The organism is Methanococcus voltae PS (assembly GCF_024807035.1).
In the GTDB taxonomy this organism is placed as follows: Archaea; AGJL01; Methanococci; order Methanococcales; family Methanococcaceae; genus Methanococcus; species Methanococcus voltae.
Genome location: NZ_JANUCQ010000002.1, coordinates 486,779 through 510,162, shown reverse-complemented (window position 1 = coordinate 510,162; position 23,384 = coordinate 486,779). Strand labels below are relative to the sequence as shown.

General features: G+C 29.7%; 22 protein-coding genes. 7 read left to right on the top strand and 15 right to left on the bottom strand.

The genetic code is table 11. The features are described 5' to 3' along the window. Positions 1–185: 185 nt before the first annotated feature. Positions 186–1,958 (top strand): ribosome biogenesis/translation initiation ATPase RLI, encoded by a 1,773-nt coding sequence (locus M2325_RS05590; RefSeq protein ID WP_259051856.1) that lies wholly within the window; start codon positions 186–188, stop codon positions 1,956–1,958. A gap of 49 nt (positions 1,959–2,007) precedes the next feature. Here M2325_RS05590 and cbiD read toward each other — a convergent pair whose 3' ends face one another. The 4 genes from cbiD to M2325_RS05570 all read right to left on the bottom strand — a co-directional run bounded on the left by cbiD (position 2,008) and on the right by M2325_RS05570 (position 6,274). After that, on the bottom strand, positions 2,008–3,225 hold the full coding sequence (gene cbiD, locus M2325_RS05585) for a cobalt-precorrin-5B (C(1))-methyltransferase CbiD (protein ID WP_259051853.1): 1,218 nt from the start codon (positions 3,223–3,225) through the stop codon (positions 2,008–2,010). A gap of 172 nt (positions 3,226–3,397) precedes the next feature. Then, positions 3,398–4,141, bottom strand: a complete 744-nt coding sequence (locus M2325_RS05580) for an acyl-CoA dehydratase activase (RefSeq protein WP_209591104.1) — start codon at positions 4,139–4,141, stop codon at positions 3,398–3,400. Positions 4,142–4,483: 342 nt separating this feature from the next. After that, on the bottom strand, positions 4,484–5,317 hold the full coding sequence (locus M2325_RS05575) for a F420-dependent methylenetetrahydromethanopterin dehydrogenase (protein ID WP_209591103.1): 834 nt from the start codon (positions 5,315–5,317) through the stop codon (positions 4,484–4,486). Between the two features lie 276 nt (positions 5,318–5,593). Continuing rightward, entirely contained in the window at positions 5,594–6,274 is a 681-nt protein-coding gene (locus tag M2325_RS05570; protein ID WP_209591102.1) for a class III signal peptide-containing protein, read from the bottom strand. 278 nt (positions 6,275–6,552) lie between these two features. Between M2325_RS05570 and M2325_RS05565 the strand changes: the two genes are divergently transcribed. Beyond that, positions 6,553–6,816 (top strand): hypothetical protein, encoded by a 264-nt coding sequence (locus M2325_RS05565; protein WP_209591101.1) that lies wholly within the window; start codon positions 6,553–6,555, stop codon positions 6,814–6,816. A 111-nt stretch (positions 6,817–6,927) separates the two neighbouring features. On the opposite strand, the gene M2325_RS05560 is transcribed toward M2325_RS05565, so the two are convergent. Next, positions 6,928–7,599: a diphthine--ammonia ligase gene (locus M2325_RS05560; RefSeq protein WP_259051851.1), complete on the bottom strand. Its 672-nt coding sequence runs from the start codon at positions 7,597–7,599 to the stop codon at positions 6,928–6,930. Positions 7,600–8,013: 414 nt separating this feature from the next. On the opposite strand from M2325_RS05560, the gene M2325_RS05555 reads away from it, so the two are divergent. Continuing rightward, positions 8,014–9,135: a double-cubane-cluster-containing anaerobic reductase gene (locus M2325_RS05555; protein WP_209591099.1), complete on the top strand. Its 1,122-nt coding sequence runs from the start codon at positions 8,014–8,016 to the stop codon at positions 9,133–9,135. Positions 9,136–9,213: 78 nt separating this feature from the next. Here the strand turns inward: M2325_RS05555 and M2325_RS05550 are convergent, their stop codons facing one another. After that, positions 9,214–9,837, bottom strand: coding sequence for a PIN domain-containing protein (locus tag M2325_RS05550; protein WP_259051848.1), 624 nt, complete (start codon positions 9,835–9,837; stop codon positions 9,214–9,216). A gap of 178 nt (positions 9,838–10,015) precedes the next feature. On the opposite strand from M2325_RS05550, the gene M2325_RS05545 reads away from it, so the two are divergent. Together M2325_RS05545 and purL are read left to right on the top strand one after the other, a co-directional pair. After that, on the top strand, positions 10,016–11,479 hold the full coding sequence (locus tag M2325_RS05545) for a radical SAM protein (protein ID WP_374759683.1): 1,464 nt from the start codon (positions 10,016–10,018) through the stop codon (positions 11,477–11,479). Between the two features lie 212 nt (positions 11,480–11,691). Further along, complete coding sequence (gene purL / locus M2325_RS05540) at positions 11,692–13,914, top strand: phosphoribosylformylglycinamidine synthase subunit PurL (protein ID WP_259051846.1); 2,223 nt, start codon at positions 11,692–11,694, stop codon at positions 13,912–13,914. Between the two features lie 81 nt (positions 13,915–13,995). Here purL and M2325_RS05535 read toward each other — a convergent pair whose 3' ends face one another. The 5 genes from M2325_RS05535 to M2325_RS05515 all read right to left on the bottom strand — a co-directional run bounded on the left by M2325_RS05535 (position 13,996) and on the right by M2325_RS05515 (position 17,399). Further along, positions 13,996–14,853, bottom strand: coding sequence for a TatD family hydrolase (locus M2325_RS05535; RefSeq protein ID WP_209591095.1), 858 nt, complete (start codon positions 14,851–14,853; stop codon positions 13,996–13,998). A 58-nt stretch (positions 14,854–14,911) separates the two neighbouring features. Next, positions 14,912–15,370, bottom strand: coding sequence for a TrmO family methyltransferase domain-containing protein (locus M2325_RS05530; RefSeq protein WP_209591094.1), 459 nt, complete (start codon positions 15,368–15,370; stop codon positions 14,912–14,914). A gap of 133 nt (positions 15,371–15,503) precedes the next feature. Then, positions 15,504–15,689, bottom strand: a complete 186-nt coding sequence (locus M2325_RS05525) for a DUF2116 family Zn-ribbon domain-containing protein (protein WP_209591093.1) — start codon at positions 15,687–15,689, stop codon at positions 15,504–15,506. Between the two features lie 216 nt (positions 15,690–15,905). Next, a complete protein-coding gene (pyrH, locus tag M2325_RS05520; protein WP_259051843.1) occupies positions 15,906–16,583 on the bottom strand; it encodes a UMP kinase in 678 nt (225 codons plus the stop codon). Positions 16,584–17,195: 612 nt separating this feature from the next. Beyond that, the gene (locus M2325_RS05515; RefSeq protein ID WP_013181070.1) at positions 17,196–17,399 is read right to left on the bottom strand and encodes a histone family protein; all 204 of its coding nucleotides are present in this window, start codon (positions 17,397–17,399) and stop codon (positions 17,196–17,198) included. A gap of 265 nt (positions 17,400–17,664) precedes the next feature. Here M2325_RS05515 and M2325_RS05510 point away from each other — a divergent pair, with 265 nt between their 5' ends. Continuing rightward, positions 17,665–18,297: a S24/S26 family peptidase gene (locus M2325_RS05510; protein ID WP_259051841.1), complete on the top strand. Its 633-nt coding sequence runs from the start codon at positions 17,665–17,667 to the stop codon at positions 18,295–18,297. A gap of 78 nt (positions 18,298–18,375) precedes the next feature. Here the strand turns inward: M2325_RS05510 and M2325_RS05505 are convergent, their stop codons facing one another. The 3 genes from M2325_RS05505 to yjjX form a co-directional block, all read right to left on the bottom strand. Beyond that, positions 18,376–19,551, bottom strand: coding sequence for a geranylgeranyl reductase family protein (locus M2325_RS05505; protein ID WP_259051839.1), 1,176 nt, complete (start codon positions 19,549–19,551; stop codon positions 18,376–18,378). 2 nt (positions 19,552–19,553) lie between these two features. Further along, the gene (locus M2325_RS05500; RefSeq protein ID WP_374759682.1) at positions 19,554–19,718 is read right to left on the bottom strand and encodes a 4Fe-4S binding protein; all 165 of its coding nucleotides are present in this window, start codon (positions 19,716–19,718) and stop codon (positions 19,554–19,556) included. 472 nt (positions 19,719–20,190) lie between these two features. Continuing rightward, positions 20,191–20,877 carry an inosine/xanthosine triphosphatase gene (yjjX, locus tag M2325_RS05495; RefSeq protein WP_209591090.1) on the bottom strand — a complete coding sequence of 229 codons (687 nt, stop codon included), beginning with the start codon at positions 20,875–20,877 and terminating at the stop codon, positions 20,191–20,193. 360 nt (positions 20,878–21,237) lie between these two features. On the opposite strand from yjjX, the gene M2325_RS05490 reads away from it, so the two are divergent. Continuing rightward, entirely contained in the window at positions 21,238–22,380 is a 1,143-nt protein-coding gene (locus M2325_RS05490) for a pyridoxal-phosphate-dependent aminotransferase family protein (RefSeq protein WP_374759681.1), read from the top strand. A gap of 139 nt (positions 22,381–22,519) precedes the next feature. Here the strand turns inward: M2325_RS05490 and hisH are convergent, their stop codons facing one another. Further along, positions 22,520–23,161 carry an imidazole glycerol phosphate synthase subunit HisH gene (gene hisH / locus M2325_RS05485; RefSeq protein ID WP_259051837.1) on the bottom strand — a complete coding sequence of 214 codons (642 nt, stop codon included), beginning with the start codon at positions 23,159–23,161 and terminating at the stop codon, positions 22,520–22,522. Positions 23,162–23,384 lie beyond the last annotated feature (223 nt).

Sequence of the window (23,384 nt, the reverse complement as noted above, 5' to 3'; positions counted from 1 at the left end):
TAAATATCAAATTAAGTATTATTCTTTTATTAGTTTAATATAATTGAATATAATTTGATTTTAATACTTATCAAAGATTTTATGATTATAATTATAAACATAATCATAATTACAATGTAACTTAAAATGAACTATTATTTCATTATTATCATTATTATCATTATTATCATTATTATGGTGATTATATGTCAAGACTAGCGATATTAGATTATGATAGATGTCAACCAAGACGTTGTTCTATGGAATGTATGAAATACTGTCCAGGCGTTAGAATGGAAGAAGAAACTATCGTTATAGATGACGATACGGGAAAACCGGTAATTTCTGAACAATTGTGTAGCGGTTGTGGTATATGTACAAAGAGATGCCCATTTGGTTCGATTAAAATAATTGGTTTACCTGAAGAACTCTCAGACGATAAGATTATACACTCGTACGGTCAAAATAGATTTAGATTATACGGTTTAATCTCTCCAAGAAATGGTGTAACAGGTATTTTAGGACCTAACGGGGTAGGTAAATCTACCATCATAAAAATATTAAACGGCGAGATTGTACCTAATTTAAATGATTTGGAGAATCCTGCAAGCCTCGAAGATGTAGTTAAACATTTTTCGGGCACCGAATTGCAAAATTACTTCGAAAAACTCAAGGAAAAAAATATAAAACCAATTCACAAGCCACAATACGTCGATATATTGCCTAAAGTAGTTAAAGGTAAAGTAGGCGATATGTTAAGAAAAGTTGACGAAAAAGGTAAATTTGATGAATTAACCAAAGAATTAGAACTTACCAATTTGTTAAACAGAGAATTTACTCAATTAAGTGGTGGGGAGCTTCAAAGAGTGGCTATTGCTGCAGCTTGCTTAAGAGATGGTAGTATATACTATTTCGATGAACCTACATCTTGGTTAGATGTTAAGCAACGTTTTAGCGCTGCAAAAGTTATAAGGAAAGTTAGCGAAGACAAGAAAGTAGTAGCTGTTGAGCACGATTTAATCGTTTTGGATTACTTATCAGATAACATACACATTATGTATGGTGTACCGTCAGCTTACGGGGTTGTTACACACCCAAGAGGTACAAGAGTAGGTATTAACGCTTACCTAGATGGATTCTTAAAAGAAGAAAACATACGATTTAGGAAAAATTCCATTATCTTCGAAAAAAGACCACCTGCAGATAACTCAAACAGACCTATGCTCTTAGATTACACAGATATTGGTGTAAACTTAGGTGATTTCAAATTAAATGTTGAAGGTGGCGAAATATACCAAGGGGAAGTTGTAGGTATCTTAGGACCTAATGGTATTGGTAAAACAACTTTTGTAAAGGCATTAGCGGGAGTTATGAAACCAAACAGTGGTGAAATAAATGGCGATATTAAAGTAGCTTACAAACCACAGTATATATTAACAGACTTTGAAGGAACCGTAGAAGATTTATTAATGGGAATAACTGCGATACACACTTCATTCTATAAATCAGAGATTATAAAACCTTTAGCTCTTGAAAATTTAATGGAATCAAATGTAAAAGACCTTTCCGGTGGGGAGCTTCAAAGAGTTTCAATTGCAGCTTGTTTAAGTCACGACGCAGATTTATATCTTATTGACGAACCTTCAGCTTTCTTGGATGTAGAGCAAAGATTAAACGCTTCAAGAGTTATAAGACGTATGGCTGATGAAAAAGACGCGGCAATGTTTGTTGTTGACCACGATATATTATTCCAGGATTACATATCCGATAGATTTATCGTATTCGACGGTGAAGCTGGAATGAATGGTCAGGGTAGTGCGCCATTGAAAAAGAGAGACGGCGCAAACAAGTTTTTAAAACAAATGGGTATTACATTTAGAAGAGACCCTGAAACAGGCAGACCAAGAGTTAACAAAGAAGGAAGCCAAAGAGACATATATCAAAAAGAAATTGGAGAATATTATTACGTAGATGAATAATATTCCTAATTACATTAATTATTATTTTATTTTACATTTTTCTTTATTTTTAATTTTTATCGAATTTACCAAGTTTTTCGCCTTTCATTCCAATAATATGGCAATTAAATTTTATTTTATCCCATCTATATTCTAATCTTTCAACTACTCTTTTGCAAATTTCAGTATACACTGTTTCGAGAATTCCTATTTCTTTTAAATATCCATTTATTTCTTCAGTAGTATTTGCATATAAGATTTTACGAATAAGGGATTTATCTTCTATATATTGAGCAGAATAGGCCGTTAAAATTTCGTTTCTAGCATCAGAAACCTTAGAATGTGTATTGTAGATACCACCGGCTAATTTAACGATTTTACCCGAGTGACCATATATGGTTATTTCTTCAATACCTTTTTCAAGTGCCTTATCTAACATAAAATCCCAAAAATTAGACACTTCTATCACTTTATCTTCATCAAAGCCATTTTTGAAGTATTTATCGTAAATGTTAACGTCTGTATCCTTTTTCGCGTATTTGGTTCCGATATTACCTGCAACAAATATTACGCGCTTGTAATTTTTAGACAATGCAACATCGATTTGAGGAACAAGTGAATTTTTGTACGCATCGTTTGACATCGGTCTTACTATCCCGGTAGTTCCAAGAATTGATATGCCATCTATAATACCTAATTTTGGATTTAATGTTTTTTTAGCTAATTCTAGTCCATTAGGTACAGAAACAGTTACTTTAACTTTTTCAACGGGTTTTTGGCTTTTTTCATCTTTGTTTAATAATTTTAGGCAATTTTCTATTATCATTTCCCTAGGTTTTGGGTTTATTGCATAATCTCCAACCTGAATTTGTAATCCTTCTTTTGTTACAAACCCTACGCCCTTACCGCCAGTTATAATTATAAATTCGTTTTCATATTCTTTAATAGTGGAAACATCGTCCTTTTTTAAATTATCAAACTTATCAAACTTATCTGAATCATCATTTTTTAAAAGTTTTACATCTATTTCTATAAATTCTCCATTTGTAACATCGATATCTTCACCGGAAAATTTTTTTACAACGACCTTAACAGAATTAGCATTTTTTGAGTCAATTATAATTTTTTCAATTGGGATTATTAAAATTTCCCCATTGGGATTTTCAATTTCAACAAAATCTAAAATTTCCCCATTTTTTAGATAGTAAAGTCCAGAATAGGCGCCGGCACAAGCACAAGAACCAGTAGTATATCCGAGACTTTTTTCAGCCCTAAAGTCATATTTCATACGTACACCAAATAATTATAATTTTTATTATTTTTTATTATTTTTATCTTTTCAATTATTTTTAATATTATCTAGGACTTATAAAAAAGTAATGAATTGATTTGAATCTAAAATATATTAAAAATAATAATAATTATAATTATAATTATAATACTAAAAAAGTAATATTTAATTAAATCAACAAACAAGCACCTACACAGCAGGTAATTTGTGGTTCCTCTGATACATGCAATTTTTTGCCTATTTTAGTTTCAAATACTTCTCTAAGGACGGGATTTTTAGCAACCCCCCCACTAAATGCAATTTCATTTATTTTTAATCTATGAACCATGGGGATAGTTCTATTTGCAATACTTTCGTAAACTCCCATTAATATGTCTTCTTTAGGTGTTTTTTTAGATAATAACGATATTATCTCTGTTTCTGCAAAAACTGCACACATAGAAGATATTTTAGCCACATGCTCTGATTTGTATTTGTATAAGTCTTCGCTTTTATCAATTTTTAGTATGTCAAGTGATTTTTCTAGGAATTTTCCTGTTCCTGCAGCACATTTATCCGATAATATGAAATCAACTACTTTTCCATCTTTTCCTAATTTAATAACTTTACTATCCTGCCCACCTATATCAATAAGCCCATCTACGTTTGGGAAAAAATAATTAGCCCCTTTTCCAAGTGCAATTACTTCGGGTACTACTTTATCTACGCAGGATAATTTATGGCGCCCATAACCTGTAGCAACTATATTATCAACTGAATAATTTTTCTCATATTTTTTAACATAGTCCATAATCATTTCTTCTTCAATTATTACACCAATGTTATCGATACTATAATCAATAATTTTATTGTTATTTTCATCCATTAAAACAGTTTTAGTGGTTGTAGAACCAATATCAATTCCTAAAATCATAATCGCACCTAGTTTTATAAATACATACTAAAACATCATACTAGTGTATTTATTATCCTTATTAGATATTATAATATCTATTTTATAATATACAATAATTATACTATAAAATAACATCGATGTAATTTTGAAAAATATGATATATGCACAATTACGAAAATATGTTAAAAACTTAAAAAATCTTTAAAATCTATATGCATCTTAAATTGTTTTTAAAAAAATAAAAAAAGGGATAATTGGTATTAGCTTAATTAAATTAATAGTAAATATATCCTATTATATTATTAGTATGAAGTTATTTAACTTATTTAGTAAGCAATAATTTATAAATTATCAACTATCTTATTCTGGTTTTTCCATTAATTTTGATTTGTTTAAGATAGCACCAGCACCTGCGTGTGGTTTTCTGCTTACTGCATCTGTTGCTTTTTCTAATTCTCTAGCTTCGTCTACTAATTTAGCAGCGCATCTGATGGTTTCGTGTGCTGAAGCAACGATAGGGATGTATTTGTCCATTTCTTTGGTCATAAAGCATCCTTTTACGTCAATGTCAGCTACTTTTTCAGCCATTACGAAAGCAGCCATAGCTTTTGCTTTTGCGTATGGGTTTGAGAATTCAGCAGCAGCAACAGCTTTTGCATCTGTAACAATGATTTTTGGAAGTTCGATTTCTTTTCCTTCTTCAACTGCGTAAATCATAGCATCAACAGCGTTCTGAACTACTCTAGCAGCACCAGTTCCAGCTAATACTCTAACAACATCAGCGTTAAACATTGACATTTCAACAGGGTCTAAAAACTGTCTTCTTGCACCAATCATTGGGTCACATTTAATTAAAATGTATCCTAATCCTTGTTCTGCCATAGCGTCTTTGTCTTTAATACCTGGTGCATCACCAATGATTACAGCAGGGATGTCAGCAGCGCTTAATAATTCTCTTGCAACTTTTGGCCCAGGAGCAGCTGGGTTTGGTCCGATGTATAAAACAAAGTCTGGTTTTATATCTTCAATCATTTTTTTAGTAACTTCTTCAACTTGTTCAGGGCCCATTTTAGCCCCACTACCTATAACTCTCACGTCTATGTCGTTTCTGTCAGCTCTTTCATCGAGGCTAAGGTCGATTAAAGGGGACATTCCTATGTTACCACATTTTATGATACCTACTTTTACTACCATAATATCACCAGTTTGTTATTATGTTATTTAATATATTACCAATTTATTATATACTACCGTATTATCTTTAATGGTATTTTATATATATGAATTCCTATTTTAAAACCTTATTACGTATATTAATTATTCTAATATAGCATGTGTTAAAAATATCTTTTTAAACTAAGTTAAACTAAGTTAAACTGCAATAAATTTATTAAAATAGATTATGGCTCAAAAAATAAATAAAATAAGTTTTTAAAAGGTATTTAAGGACATAATATCATTTTTTAAATATTATTTAATCCTGTAAGTTTCTTTTTTTGATTTTTTTAGATTTTCATCTATATAGTAATATTCCATAATTTTTGAGACGTCAGGTTTATATATAATCACTGTTCCTTTTAATTTTTCCAAATCGTCGGCAGTATCTACATTATCATAACTATATTTTGCATTATTGGTGATAAATACCGCGGGATTTTGGAAGATGGCAGGTAAATTCCCAACAGCATTCCAATTTAAAATACCTTTATTGTTAGGATATGAGGGATTTGAAATACCTAGCATATTGTCATAAGGTGGTTTAGATAAGTTTTCAAGATGATTTTCCAATATCCTACTCCAAGAGTTGTTTGAGCCTGCATTATTCTTTGAATAAATAAGTTCAGAACCACTTAAAATACCGCTTTTGTTTATTTCATCAATTAAAGCATCTTTATTTGATTCCAGTGTTTTCTGTATTTCTGTAAGGTTTGTATTATTCAAGGCATCCTCTAATGTAATATTGGGTTTTGGAATATATGATTTAGGGTCAAAATCTAGCTCATCTAGAGGTTTAGCATAAGCGTCCCCTACATTTTTAATTCCATTTATATATCCAATCCCCACTATCGCAGATACTGCAAGTACTAATGCTATAAATATACCCAATTCTAGTGAAACTTGTCCTTTTTTTCTATTTTTTAATTTTAACATAAATATACCTTTTAAATTTGAATTATACTGATATAAAAGTGTATTAATTAAATAAGTAACTATACGATTGGTAAATATTTGGTAAGTAAACAAGTAATTAAATAGTTATATAAAGTTGCGTAATTTCTAACAATAATATTTGCCATTATATTTTTATTAGTTTTCTTTAAATATATATTTTTTTATAAATATTAATATACTATAAAAGTGATATTTATATTATTAATTAGTTTTAATATGTCATTTGATAAAAAATAAAAATTTGAGAGGGGTTTAATATGGCAGACGCTGAAAACCTTATAAATGCACTAGCTGACAAAGAGCTTGTAATTAGAATAGATTTAAAACAAGATATTAGATTAATTAAATTTAAAATAGGCTCTATGGATATAAATGGTGAGTTAGGAATTAGCTTTAAGTCACTTTCAAAAAATGCTGACATAGACGCTGAACCAGCAATAATAGCTGAAGAATATGTTACAGTTCCAGAAGATGACGAAAAGGAGCTTATTGAAGAGCCAATTAAAGAAGTATTTGAATAATTACTTAAAAATAATAAAATAACACTAAAATAACAATAAAATAGTAATAAAATAATAATAAATTAAAATAAAAATTATAAAATTTACAAATAAACTAATATTTTTCTATTTTTAATCTTTAGGTGTTAATTTAGCTTTTTTAACATAATATGTGCCACTAATACCGTCCCATTCAATTTCAGATTCAATTACTTCGATTTTTTCTTTAAAGAAGGGTGCATCAAAAACGAAAGTTTCAGCTTCTCCACCTTCGAAGGCTTTATTTATTTGATATTTGCTCATAATTTTAAGTAATTGTTCGATATTGCTAGCATCTATCTTTTTACCGAGCCATTCTTTACCAAGTCCATAGGCATAAACGCCAACTATTCTAACGTCAAACAATTTGGCAGTATCTCGTAATATAGTTTCTTGTTCAATATGCCAAAGTGGTGCTATTGATTCAATACCAAGTTCCTTACAAATTCTGTCAACACGTTCTTTTTGGTATTCACTGGCAAGTGCACCGCAAACTACTCCATCGATATCTAAGTTAGATAAGGCTTCTTTTAAATCTTCAACTTCTTTTTCTTTTTCGCCTTCTGTAAATACTTCTACAAGCGGAATACCTGTAGTTTCAGAAACTAGGCTAGTTAATTCCACATTTGGAATGTGAAACATATAACTTTCCTTATTTTTTGATTTTACATTTACTAAATATTTAACGTCATGACCATTTTGTAGTGCCCAATATAACGCATAGGTTGAGTCCTTTCCACCGGAATAAAGAGATGCAAGTTTCATAAGTTTCAATTCCATTATTTTTTATATAAAATATATTTTATGTTTTATTTTATTTTTAAAGTAAAAATATGCTTTATTCATTCATATAAATACATTATATAAAAATTTAATCACAAAATATCTATTTTTAAATAATATTATATAATCTCAAATAAAGTTACGTAACTTTAAATAATTCATTAGACGTCATAATATAATTGTTATTTATTTAGCTTATTAATTTATCTAATAGATATGTTTATAAAATATAAATATTAATATAGTTATTAATTTAATGAATAACTATCCTAATCTTAAATAAAATATTACCTAAAAATACTTCAAATATTCCAAAACTAACATTCTCATAAAATACTAATGTATCAATATATTAAAATCAAATATTACGAATATTAAACTAACTTTGGTGACAAAATGAATGAATTAAAATCAGTTGCAAAGTTAAATGAAGCTTTTGCAAACAGAAAAGATGAATTATACGCAGAAAAAGACGCCGGTAAAAAAGTATTCGGTTTATTCTGTACTTTTGTACCTACGGAATTAATACACGCATCAGGTAGCGTACCAGTTGGTTTATGTGGGGGTAAAGACTCAACAATCCCATCAGCTGAAGAAGATTTACCAAGAAACTTATGTCCATTAATCAAATCATCATACGGCTTTAAAAAAGATAAAGCTTGCCCTTACTTTGAAGCAGCAGACATCGTTGTAGGTGAAACAACTTGCGATGGTAAAAAGAAAATGTTCGAAAAAATGGAAGAAATGGCAAGAATGCACGTTATGCACTTACCTCATTTCAGAGATGAAGCTTCTAGAAAATTATGGGTCGATGAAGTTATTAAATTTAAGGAATTAATTGAAGAATTCACCGGTAACGAAATTACAGACGAAAAATTAGCTGAAGCTATTGCTTTAGAAAACAAAGAAAGAGAATTATTCTACAAAATTTACGAATTAAGAGCAAACGACCCAACCCCTATATCAGGTAAAGATGCTTTATCATTCTTCCAAAAATCATTCTTATTAAGCATACAGGACAGAATAGAAATTTTAACAGAATTGGTAGCGGAATTAGAAGAAAGAGTATCAAAAGGCGAAGGATATACAGGAAAAAGAATCTTAATCGCAGGTTGTCCAATGACCGCAGGAAATACCAAAATTGTAGACCTTGTTGAAGAAGTTGGCGGTATCGTTGTAGGGGAAGAAACCTGTACGGGTACAAGAAAATTCGAAAACTACGTTGAAGGTAACACAATTGAAGACGTAGCAAACAGATACTTCAAAATAAACTGTGCTGTAGCTTACAAAAATGATAAAAGAATAGATAGAATTAAAGAATTAGTAAAAGAACAAAAAGTAGATGGTGTAGTGTACTATACATTACAATTCTGCCACGACTTTAACATTGAAGGCGTTTTGGTTGAAGATGCACTTAAGGAAGCAGGAATTCCTATCATAAGGGTAGAAACAGACTACTCCGAAAGCGACAAAGAACAAATAAAAACAAGATTAGAAGCATTCGTTGAAATGATTTAATTCTAATCTAAATTAATTTATTTTTAATTTATCAATATTTTATTTTTATAATTTATAATTTATTTTTCTATTACCCTATTATTTCCAAACAATTTCATTACTGTCTTTTTTATATTTTTTATTCGAATTTTTTTTATATTTTTTATTTGTACCGCCTTTATTAATTCTTTTTTTAACCATCTTCCTAACTAGTTCACTTCCGCAAACTTCACATGTTTCACTTCCGCAATTTACATTATAAAGCTTTTTACAGCCTTTGCACATCTTACGCCAAATAAATTCCTTTTTAATTCCTTCCATACTGATGTTTTTAATTTTTGTTTCAAATTTTTTTGCAACATTTTGAATACCGTAGTCATCGGTGTAAAGTACGCCAGAAAGCTGAATTGCAAGGGCTAAAATTTCCATATCATTGTCTGAAACAGCATCACCTGTTTTTAAAGCTGTTTCTCTAACAATGTTTAGTATTTCGGTACTGGGTTCCATTACTTTAACACGGTTAGACTCTAAAGCCAAAAAAACAACATCTTCTTTTGTTTTTACTTCTTCAACAATGTTATTTGTAGCAAAATGCTCTCCGTCCTCTAACATTGGATTATACCCGTGTATAAAAGCTGAAGCATCAAGAATTTTTAAATTTTCATTAAAATTTTGTTTGTAATTTTCAATAATTTTATATAATTCTGAAGAATAATTTTCCATAATATCACACATAACATGTTATCTACACTATTCCTAAAATGTATTGTTTTTAATATATATTTTTCAATATATTTTAATATTAAATAATACTATATCTAATTTAAAACTTAGCGTATATAGTTATGTAATAATTTAAACAAGAAATCCATCAAGAATTTGAATTACTTAAGGGTTAATTATGGCAAAAGATAATAAAAAAAGGAAAAATAACAAACACGACGAAAATTTATCTACGGAAGCACCTCATATTTTAGATTTTTCAAATTATAAAATGATTACAAGTATTGAAGATAAAGCTGAAAATAAAAAATTTGAAATGTTAAAAATTGGCATAAATAAATATTATGAAGTAGAAATCCCAAAAAATGTTAAAAAATACGGTAATATAACAATACCTAATAATAGCGAAGACAAAGATGAAAAAGATGAAAAAGATGAAAGTTTCAATAAAAAGATAATTTTGGATGACTTTAAAGATGAAATGAGTAAATATGCTTTAAAGAATATAAATAATATTAAAAGTGATATATTAACTAATATATCTATGAATTTAGCATCAAATCTCAAAAATAAAGTTACAGGACGTAAAACAATATATGTAACTGAAAATATCCCCTTAATGGGACATACGGCTTTTGGAGTAATCGATAGGGGCACAAATATTATTCAAGTTAGGGGACATAGCGGTTGCAATATACGATGTCCATTCTGTTCTGTAGATGAAGGAACACCGTCCAAATCAAGAATAAACGATTATTATGTAGATATAGACCATTTAATAAATACTTTTGAACGTGTTGTAGGATATAAGGGAAATAATAAACTTGAAGCACACTTGGATGGTCAAGGTGAACCTATGTTATATCATCCGTTACCCGAGTTAGTAGAACGATTGAACGACGTTGTTAGTAAAGGAAGTGGAATTGTTTCAATTCAATCAAATGGGGTTAATTTATCTTACAAGTTAATTGATGAGTTAGAAGAAGCAGGTTTGCATAGAATAAATTTGTCAATAAACGCAATGGATGAAAAATTTTCAAAAGGTCTTTCGGGTAAAAAAACTTACAACATCGAAAAAATAAAAGAAATGGCAGAATACGTAAAGAATTCAAAAATTCACCTTTTAATAGCCCCTTTACTACTTCCTGGTTATAACGATGAAGAATTTAGAAAAGTAATCGATTATGCGGTTGATTTACAGAATAGGATTCCTCAAAATACAATAAACCCAATTACAAATAAGTTAAATCCAATTTTGGGCGTACAATTATGCTTAACATATCAATTTGGTAGAAAAGTACCAAATATGAAAATTTGGGACTTTAAGAAATTTTATGAATTACTAAATACCCTTGAAAATGAATATACGAAACAAGGATTTGACGTTCATTTAAAAACTCCTTTAAAATACTATGGTTCTAGACCTATGAGGCGGATACCGTGCCCATTTTCACTAAATGAGACTGTTGAAAATGTAAAAGTGGTGGCTGAAGGACGTATATTTGGAGAAGTTATCGGAATTGCTCGAGATAGGGTAATTCAGATAATAAACTGTAAAAATACGGAGAAATTACTTGGAAATACTGTAAATGTGAAAATTCACAGAGTAAAAGATAACGTAATTGTTGCTACGCTATGCTAATATTTAATTTTAACATGATAATATAACGTTATAACATAACTTTTTTTATTATTCTAATTTTATTTTTATTTTATTCGTTTTTCTTTCTTAATTTCCCAAAAATACACATAATAATATATACAAAAACATAATTTATTATGTATTAAGTTTACCAAAATTAAAATTATATTTTAACATATATATGTCTCATTTACATATACAAAGGTGTAAAAATGGTTGATACGAACGATTTGAAGTTTATTGAAGAGCAATTGGGCAGAAAGCCAAATGATGTAGAAATAGCAATGTTTGAAAACTTATGGAGTGAACATTGTGCATACAGAAGCTCTAAAAACCTTTTAAAAATGTTTGGAAGAACTGTAAAGGAAAACCCAAATATGATTGTAGGTCCTGGAGATGATGCAGCAATTATAAGACTAGATAAAGACATATGCGTAGCTATGGCAATGGAAAGCCACAACCACCCGTCATATATCGACCCATACAACGGCTCAGCAACAGGAGTTGGGGGAATTATAAGAGATATCATCTCAATGAATTCAAAGCCAATAGCTTTATTAGATGCACTTAGATTTGGTGACATCAAAGGAAATGAAAAAGATAAGGTAAAATGGCTCGTAGATGGAGTTATGAGCGGTATTGGTGACTATGGTAACAGAATCGGTGTCCCAACAGTTGGTGGAGAATGCGAATTCGATTCATCATATGACTACAATAACCTTGTAAATGTTGTGGCTATTGGTTTAGTCCACGAAGATGAAATTATTGAAGGTAAGGCAAAAGAAGAAGGCTTATCTATAATTTTAGTGGGCGATACTGGAAAAGATGGTATTGGGGGGGCTTCATTTGCTTCAAAAGACTTAACCAGTGAAAGTGAAGGCGACAGGCCAAGTGTTCAAATCGGCGACGCATTCAAAGAAAAGAAATTAATCGACGCAACATTAGAAGCTTGTAAAACCGGCAATGTAAAAGCAATGAAGGATTTAGGGGCAGCAGGTATAACCTCATCATGTTCCGAAATGTGCTTTAGTGGTGGCGTAGGTGCAGAATTACACCTTGAAAACGTATTTTTAAGGGAGCAAGGAATGACTCCTTACGAAATAATGATTTCAGAAAGTCAAGAGAGAAATTTATTTGCTGTTAAAGCAGGCTCTGAAGAAGAATTACTCAGTATTTTCGAAAAATATGAATTACCTTGCGCAGTAATCGGTAAGACAACAGATACCAAAAGATTAATTGCTTACCACAATGATGAATTAGTAGTTGATTTACCGCTCGAGTTATTATGTGAAGCTCCATTGTATGATTTGCCTGAAAAAGAAGATATAAAAGAAAAAGCAGAAGATACAGAGAAATTGGAAGCAGACGCAAAAACTCCAAAAACTAAGGAAGAGCACAACGAAACACTTAAAACTATGCTAGAAAGTCCAAACATATGTTCAAAATCAAACATATATGAAAGATACGACCACGAAGTTCAATTAAGAACCGTTGTAAAACCAGGAAAGGATGCAGCAGCTTTAAAAGTACAAGATATTTACCCAATGGGTGTAGCTTTAACAGCTGACTGTAACTCTACATTCTCAAAATTAAACCCTTACGAAGCAGCTAAAACCTTAGTATGTGAAAGCGTAAGAAATTTAGCGACTGTAGGTGCTAGACCTATTGGAATGTTGGACAACTTAAACTTTGGAAATCCTGAAAAGCCTGAAAGATACTGGCAACTTAAAAAGTCAATCGAAGGATTAACAGACGCAGCAGAGTTTTTAAACGTTCCTGTTGTGGGTGGAAACGTAAGTTTATACAACGAAACAATCATTGAAGGTAAAGATTACCCTATAAACCCAACACCTACAATAAGCATCATCGGAAAAATTAAAGACATCGAGTTAATACCTAATGTATTAGTGAAACCAAAAGAAAACGATGTTTTATTATTAATCGGTGAAACTAAGGAAGAAATGGGCGGTAGCGAATACCACAAAGTAATTCATAACACTGAAGATGGATTTATCCCAAAAGCGGACTTGAAAAAAGAAATGAATACATACAATATATTAGTTGATTTAATCGAAAATGGATTAATTAACGAAGCTGTTGACCTTTCGAGAGGAGGAATGGCTATTGCATTAAGCAAAATGGTAATGAATACTGATTTGGGTGTGGATATTGCTATCAACAGCAATTTATCAAATATAACAAATCTTTACTCTGAATCATCAGGTAGAATCTTAGTTGCAGTAACCCCTGAAATTATGGAGTACGTAATTTCAAAATTCAGTAGTAACGAGATATTTGCAACAAAATTGGGCAATTTAACAGCCGAAAAACAATTAAAAGTTGAATTAAACGGTCAAGAAATTGTAAACATTTCATCAGAAGAAATAAAAGAAAGTTATTATAATGGATTCCCTAAATTAATGGGAGAATTATAATACCAATATATTAATTATATATTATTTTTTTATATTATTATTTTACTATTTTATTTTACTTATTTTTCCTTTATATTCTAATTAAAAGTCAATTTCAATATTATAGCATTTTTCAACGTTATTTTTATGAATATTATAGCACATTTCCTCAGTCATTAAACCGTTTTGCAGGAGTTTCCTTGTACGTCTCGGAACGGTTTTTATACCTAATACCACACCAGGGCGCTTTAAATCATCTATATAGTCCGTTTCCATTAAAAAACGGTCAGATATAGCTATAGCTTCGTCACAAGGTGAAGATGCCACAATTGAAGGCATAATTCCATATTTGATACCTTCATTAACCCGATTATCACAATGATGTTTAATTACTTTTTCAGGATTTAAGCCCACCGATTTTGCCATTTCTGAAAATTCTTTAAACTGTGCATCTGAAGCACTTTCAGCATGTATTTGGATGGCACAATCAGCATCTTTTGCAAGTGCCATGCTATAAGTAAACAATTCGTTTGATGTAGCCCATAGTATTTCTGCATCATCGCCAGTTAATTCAAAATGTGGTCTACCAATTTCCCCAATCCCTACAATATTGTCATTTTCCATTACAATCTTTTGGCAATAGTCCAGTGCTTGAATAACTCTATTTTTGGCTTCTTCAATGCTCATACCATTTCTAACGAAGTTAATAAATTCTACCGGATGTACTCCCGCCATACCGAAAGCCTTTACATTTGTTTCCTCTTCAATTCTTTGTAATGACAAAAGTAATTCATCAATTGGTTTTTCCAATTCTAAACTAAAAGCAGGTTTATTGGGGATTATCATAGTTTTACCGCCTGCTTTTTCAAATACTTGGGCAACTTTTACCGAACCCATACCATTTTTTTCATCAATATGTATATGGTTATCAGTTATCGGAAGGTTCTTTAAAATTTCCATATTTTCACAATTTTATAAATTAAAATTTATTTTATTATTTTATTATTTTATTATTATTTTATTTACATCCATATTTATCGTAACTTTCAACTTTTTCGCCATATTTTTCAAAATTTAAAGAATTAGCGGATACTTTAATATCAATTAAAGGAGTTTCATCAAAAGCATCAATTTCCTCTTCAATATAAATTATACCTTTTTCAAAATCAATTTTTGATATGTTAACATCATATAAAGCGATAGGATTAGGTCTAACTGGGGAGTGAGTACCAAAAACTCCTCTTATTGGTATTTTCACATTTCCACGTGGGTGAACTTTCATAATACTTCTTTTTTCTTCGTTATCTGATTTATCAAACCAAAATAAAAGCATGATTTTGTTACCAACTGCTAAGCCTTCCATACAAGGAATGTATTCCTCATAGATTACAACGTGATTTTTATCCTCTGGCTTTTGACCTTTAAAATATTTTCCAATTTCGTAAATATTATATTTTTTTAAATTAGTATTACTCATAACCATCCCTCGTTAGTTTTGAAATAATTTTAGACTATATTAAAATAAGATATGAATTAAAAAATTAAATAAAATTATTTAGCAATTATTTGACATATCAAATATGATTAAGTTTTACAGTTAAGCCCTGTATTTAATTTAAATATTTTGATATTATCAAAGCACCAAATACTATAACAAAAGCACCAAACATTAAAAGTTGACTTCTTAACATTTTTTTTCTTCTTTTAGCATATTCTTCCTTACACTTTGTAGAACAAAAGTCTTCTTCTGGAGGTACTGATAATCCACAGTTTATACAATGTTTATGTTTTTCCATATTTTACACCCTAGTATGCTATATTTAATCATATAGTTTAATCATATATTTTAATTATTTTCTATTATTATATATTATCAAATTGTTATTTTTAAAATATATAGTTATGTAATAAATTTGTATATAACTCAATGTAATAAAATAATAATGTTAATAGTTTAAAATCGTTATCGTTAGTTAAAATAGTTAAAATAGTTAAAATAAAATAAATAATGATTATGGTAATATTGTGGTACCGTCGTGATTATCATTAATTGAACCAATGATTTCAGATGGAGTTCCTTTAACCACAATTGTTTTTAATTTTGCTCTATCGATTATTTTAGATGCTAATGGGTCCACAACACTTGAGGAACCTGCCGAAATTGAACAATTACCTGTAATTTCCAATAATTCTGAAATTGTCATTTCTTTTAGTTTTTTAGCGTTTGAATCGATACGTGGGTCGTTTGTATATACGCCATCCACATTTGTAGCAATTACTAATAAATCAGCATCTAAAAACTCCGCCAATGAAGCAGAAACCGCATCGGTTGTGTGTGCAGGATGAGTACCGCCCATAACGACAATTTTGTTTAAATTCAAAATAGTTTCAGCTTCTTTAAAGCTTGTAGGAACATTTTTGACAGCGTAATTACCTAACGCAGATATTAAAAGCATACTATTTAATCGAGTCGACATAATCCCTATTTCATCACAAAAGGCATCATTTGTAAATTCTCTTGCGATTGAAATGTATTGTCTAGCCGTGTTTCCTCCGCCAATGATAACGGAAATTTCGTGACCTTCATCTTTTAGTTTTTTGAAGGTTTCGGCATAAGATGCAATATTTTCTTTTGAAGCCCCTTCTTTGGGCATTAATACAGAACCGCCTAACGCAAATACAACTCTCATTTCAAAACCTCTTATTCTCGTATATCTTATTATTTTATACCATATTTGACATTTAATTTTAATTTCAATTTTAAATTTCAATTTTGGAAATTATTTACCATTCTATGTTATTCTTAAATTTCTTTTAATTTCTTTTAATTTCTTTTAAATTTACTTTTACTATTATTAAAATTAATCTAGCGAACTATTATAGTTCAGACTTTATGAATAAATTATTGGTAAAGTTACGGATAAAAATTCCTAAATATTATATTCATTCACTATATAAAAGTATAGCCCGAAATCCATATAAATACCGAAAATTAAAATGCAATTTTCACAATTTTTAGATATTTATACAATATATTAGGATACTAACTATATGTACAAAATAACACTGACAAGTATAACATAATAATACTAAAATAATCAACGATTCAACATGTCGATATAATAATTCAAAAATAGCAATTTAATAGCAATTCGAAAGTGGTATACTTTTATCATTTTATTAATTAAAAATGATAAAAATATTATAAATAAAAGTATATTGTAAATCAATACAGTGTTTTATAATATTTTTAAAAGTAATTAACAATATTTAAAACGAAAATATAAAGAATAACCGTTAAATTATCTTTTTAAAACCATTTTGATGTCTTCTACTTTAACGGTTTTTCTACCAGCATGTCTTGATAATTCTGCTGCTTCTTTTGCAATATCCATTGCAATTGATTCTAATTCTTCTACGAATAATTTTGCTGCACCTTCACTTACTCTTTCAGCGCCTGCTTTTTTTAATATTCTCACTACTGGAGCTACTGGAATTTCTGCCATGAAATCACCTCTGTCTTTTACATTTTTAACTTTGCAATTCAAACTATATAAATCTTTCGGAAATATCGCCGTATATGTATGCTATAGGCTATATGGATTATGGTTAATTTTAAAATAATGATTAGTAATATATATGAACTATGAATATAATATTAAAATGTAATAAGCAATTATATTAAATATTAATGGAGATGGTATTATTACTAAAAAATCCACTCGCAATAAAACCAACAATAAAGGTAATAATACATTTGAGATATCTGATTTGGATAATAAAGATAATAATCATAAGAAACCTAATAAAAATACTGAAACAAATAAAAAAAATAAAAAAATCAGTAGAAGTATTTTAGAATTTGTAATTTTCGTAGTACTGTTCTTTTTAATCTGGACACATGTTAATGTAGTTGTTTCCAATAGTATGTATCCAATAATGGAACGAGGGGACTTTGTTTTAGTTGAAAACGCCGGTTTTGAATTTGATTTAAACAATGTAAAGACTGGGGATGTAGTTATTTACGATGCGCACTGGGTTCCCGAATTGGGGAATTATCCTAACCAGTTAATAGTATATGAAAATTATAAGTATGGAATATACCCTGATAACGGAAATATTAGGCCTGTAATTCATAGGATTATTGGAAATTACACTGATAAAAATGGTAATATCTACTATATCATCAAAGGGGATAATAATCAGGATAGGGACCCCGAACTTGTCAAACCAGAGCAAATTAAGAAAAGAGCTTTATCTTGGAATGATAATTTATTTGTAATTCCTAAAGTGGGTTATTTATCAATATTTGTAAAAGAAAACGTTTTATTAGTTATATTCATTATTGGATTGTTATTTATTTACGAATATAGGAAAAGCATATTTAAAATGTTTAGTAAATAATAATATAATAAAATAATAAAATAATCAACAAAAAATAATTTAAAAAATAAATTAGACTAATTTAAATTAATTTAATTTTTATAATATCTCTTTTAAGTATTTCAATAATGACGGTGACTTTTTAACTGCCTTTAATGCTATTTTTGGAACATTCACATCATCTAAATCCCCTTCTATAGAATCTCCTATGGCGTTTAATTCTGTATCAGTTAATTGTTGAAGGATACTTTTATATTTTAAGTCATTATTGAGTAAATGTAAATATTTTTCGTGCCAAATTGTTTCATACTCTTTGATAGCTTCTTCGGACCAATTGTTCTGTTTAATACATTTTGCAGCTACTTCTCCAGCAATTAAACCGCAATCCATAGAAAGTGATATTCCACCACCAGTTAATGGACTAATCTGACCCGCAGCATCACCCACAACAATGAAACCTTCAGCATACGTTTTTTCAATAGGTCCTCCAACAGGTGCACCACCGCATTTAAATTCAACAGGTGTGGCATTTTCTAATCTTCCTTCAAGTATAGGATTAGTTATAAAATCATCTAAATACTCTAATGCACTCTTTTTACCCCCGATAATACCTAAACCTACGTTTACAGTATCTCCTTTTGGGAATATCCAGGCATAACCTTGTGGTGCAACGCCTCCAAAGTATAGCTCGAGCATTTTATCGTCAATACATTTTCCGTTTATCATTTCATATTCCGCACAAGAACATACTTCTTTAACATTCTTTTTAGATTTTAAACCAACCATCTCGGCCATGGAGCTTTCAACACCATCTGCAGCAATAACTATTTTGGTTCTTACTTTGTATTCTTCGCCCATATGATTGATAGTTATAACATATCCACTTCCTTCTTTTTCGATATTTGTAACTCTACTTTTTACGGCGATTTTAGTGCCTTGGTTTGCACTTCTGATTGCGAGGTGTTTATCGAATATTTTTCTTTCAACAACGTATCCATCAGTTTTTCCACCCCTAATTGCTATTACTTTACCGTTTGGTGCTATTATGTAACCACCGTCTAATGTGGTACGTACAAAACTTGGGTCTGCAGGTATCCCATATAATTCATCAATTTTAGGAACTGCTTCAGCACAACGTACTGGTTCACCTATTTCTTGTGATTTTTCTATTAATAGTGTTTTAGCTCCCATCTTTGAAGCATTATACGAAGCCATACTCCCCGCAGGTCCTGCGCCGATAACTACGACGTCGTAACTGTTAATTAGTGCCCTCATATTTATTCCTCCAAAGCATTTACTGGACATATTTCTTTACAAAGTTTACAACCTTTACACTTTTCGTTGTCGATTTCTATTTTATTTTCAATAAGTTCTATTGCATTCCTCGGACATATGCCAACGCATGCCCCACAGTAGCCACATTTTAAATTATTTACTTTCACAATATCCTCTCCCAATGTGAAAACAAAAATAACACATTATATATTAAATTAGATTATTATCGGTATTTAAGCTTATTCATATTTTTTCAATTTTCAATTTTCAATTTTCGTATTTTTTAATCTTAGTTTTTAAAAATGATAAATTGACACGAATACCCTGTTAGCTAAGCCAAGCAATATGTTGATGTAGTGAATTCAATAATACCTATTATTAAATGTCCTATATAATGTTTTATTTTTAATTTGAGTACTAATAAATTATAAATTTTATAAAATTTGTAGAATTCTTTAAATTACTTTTATATATTTATCCAACCTATGTTTTTATGCTTTTCTATTTTATTTAATAATTTAACCATTTAATTATATTTTATTTGTTAGAATATCCAAAATAATCTATTGTTTGTGGTTATAAGTGAAAATAAAAAAATAAAAAAATAAATCCTAATTAAAACAGTATTATAAATATAATTTAGAATTTAGTGGTCATATTCTGCGCTAATCTTGGTACTAACGCCATAGTAATGGCTTGCTTACATAAATCTTTCCTAACGATGTTTTCATCAGTAAGACGTCCTATTAAACCTATATTTTTACCTATTTCTGGATTATTGTATATTTTTCCTGCAATTTCTCCACATTCAACACCTTTTTCAATCCCTGAAAGTATTTCCTGAGGTATTTGAAATCCTGAAGATGTACCCACAGTATGTCTAAAACTATCGTAAATTACGCAAATATGGATGTCCAACTTTTTTTCACCAATTTCAACAATACCTGCTTCTAAACCTATACCATACATCGAAGAAGCTTTATCGTACGCTTCTTTTGCCCTATTGTACGCACCTTTAAATGTTTCATCGAATCCGATAGGCTGGTCAGATACTTTACTATCTGCATCTACTGAAGTTATCAAAACACTACCTACGGCACGACTTACGGCCTCCTGAGCTGCGCTAATTTTAACCGGATTCAAGGTACCTATAGAAGCCACTCTTAGCTGATGTCCTGCAGGACCTCCTCGTTGACTCATCGCCTTATTAAGGCATTCCTCATTTTCGCAGATTATAGCTCCAAATCGATATGTTTTTGCAGGTTTTCCACAAATTTCACAAACTTTATCCTCAAATGGACTTTTATTTTCTTCGTTTTTGTTCATTTTATCCCTCATACCTTGAATTATTAAATTATTATATTTTATAGGTATATCCTTATTATTTGACGTATTATTTGACATTTTATTTTAAATTTAGTTATGCTAATTATTATATAATAGTAATTAAAAAGGATATCGATAATAATATTGGATTATTTATATTTACTAATATTAGTATTCTAAAATTAGTGCCCTAAATATATTGTATTCTAAATAAATTAACTATTTATACTATTAAACAATGTAAAAATATGTATAATATATCAAAATATATAGAATATAGTTAAAATATAATAAAATAATTTATAAATAATTCCAAATAATAAACTAAAAAATAAAACAACAATATCCTCGAGGGATTTGATGAAATTGAATACTGAAAAGTTATTAATGATACCTGGACCTACAATGGTTCCAAACGAAGTTTTAAACACAATGTCCTTACCTATTATTGGGCATAGAACCGCAGATTATGGGGCACTTTTGGAAGATACAGTGGACAAAATGAAAAAAGTTTTCCAAACAAAACATGACGCTCACTTAATAACAGGTTCAGGAACTGCAGCAATGGATATGGCAATTTCAAACACCGTGGACAAAGGGGATAAAGTACTAAACATAGTAAATGGAAACTTTGGAGACAGGTTTTACAAAATTGCAAATACCTATAAAGCAAACACAATAAAGCTCGATAATGAATGGGGAGACATGGCAGATGTAGAAAAGGTTAAAGAAACACTCGAAGAAAACCCTGATACAAAAGTAGTTACCATCGTTCACAACGAGACATCAACGGGTGTAAAAAACCCTATCGAAGAGATTGGAAAAATAGTGAAAAAACACGACGCAATCTACATTGTAGATACAGTTTCTTCATTAGGTGGCGATTACGTAGATGTGGATAAATTTAACATCGACATTTGTGTAACAGGCTCCCAAAAATGTATTGCTGCACCTCCTGGAATGGCAGCTATCTCAGTAAATGACAAAGCTTGGGACGTTATCAATAATACCGAGACTAAATCATTCTATTTGGATATCAAAGCTTACCAGAAAAAATGGGACAGTAGTAAAGAAACACCTTACACACCATCAGTATCAATGACCTATTCAATGAATAAAGCTTTAGAGCTTGTACTTGACGAAGGTTTGGACAACAGATTCAAAAGACACGATAAATTCGCAGAAGCTACAAGAGCAGGTTTAGAAGCAATGGGTCTTGAATTATTCGCAAAAGAAAGAGCAAGGTCTGTAACAGTTACATCTGCTTTATACCCTGAAGGAATAAGTGACAAGGATTTCAGAGGAACTTTAAACAAAGATTACGACGTTTTAGTTGCAGGTGGTCAAGCTCACTTAAAAGGTAAAATCTTTAGAGTAGGACACATGGGTAGTGTAAAAGAGCACCATATATTAGGTACTTTAGCATTAATTGAAGCAGGTCTTAAAAAACTTGGATACAACGCAGGATGTGGCGTTGACGTAGCTAAAGATTACTTATTATAATAAATAAAATGATATGACCAATATATTAATTTATAAAAAAATAGAATTTAATTTTATTTTTTATTATATTATATTATATTATTTTTTTATTTCTTATTTTATTTTTATTTTATATTTACTTTTATTTTTATTTCTATTTTTAAATTAATTCTACAAAGTTTTCAATCATTTTTAAGCCGGATTTTCCACTTTTTTCAGGGTGAAACTGTGTAGCATATATATTATCTTTATTAACTGCACAGGTAAACTTTGTACCGTAATCACAAATACCTGCAATTATTTTTTCGTCAAAAGTTTTTACATAATATGAGTGGACAAAATAAAAGTAGTCATTGTCTTTTATTCCTTCAAATAATGGTATATCTTTGATTTGTTTGACGTTATTCCAACCCATATGTGGTATTTTTGGAACATTGGTAAATTTAACTACTTCTCCATTAAATACGCCTAATCCTGCTCCTTCACTTTCTTCACTTTTTTCAAATAATAACTGCATTCCAACACAGACGCCTAAAAAAGGTACTTTTCCAATATCTTGGGTAATTAACTCTTTTAAGTTTGAACAATTTGTATTTATTTTGTCACATACTTTTTCATCAAATTTAACAGCTTCTATATTCTTTACTGAATCTCCAAAGTTTCCTACGCCAGGTAATACAATTTTATCTGCGGATAATATAATTTCTGGGTCATTTGTAACTTTTACGTCCCTTTCGTAAATTGAAAATGCTTTTTCAATGCTTCTTAAGTTTCCTGCGTTATAATCGATAATGGCAATCATAATTTCACATGCACCTGTATAATTAGTTACTATATAATTTTCTAATAAATCAATAAAATAATGGACTTAACCTAAATTAAAATTAAATTACATAAAAAGTACACAATTATAGTATATATACATATTTTAATATCTCCCAATAATTGTTATTGTATTGATTTAATATGATGAAAATAAAAATTATTTAAAAAATATGCTGTAAAAATAAAAATATACAATTAGT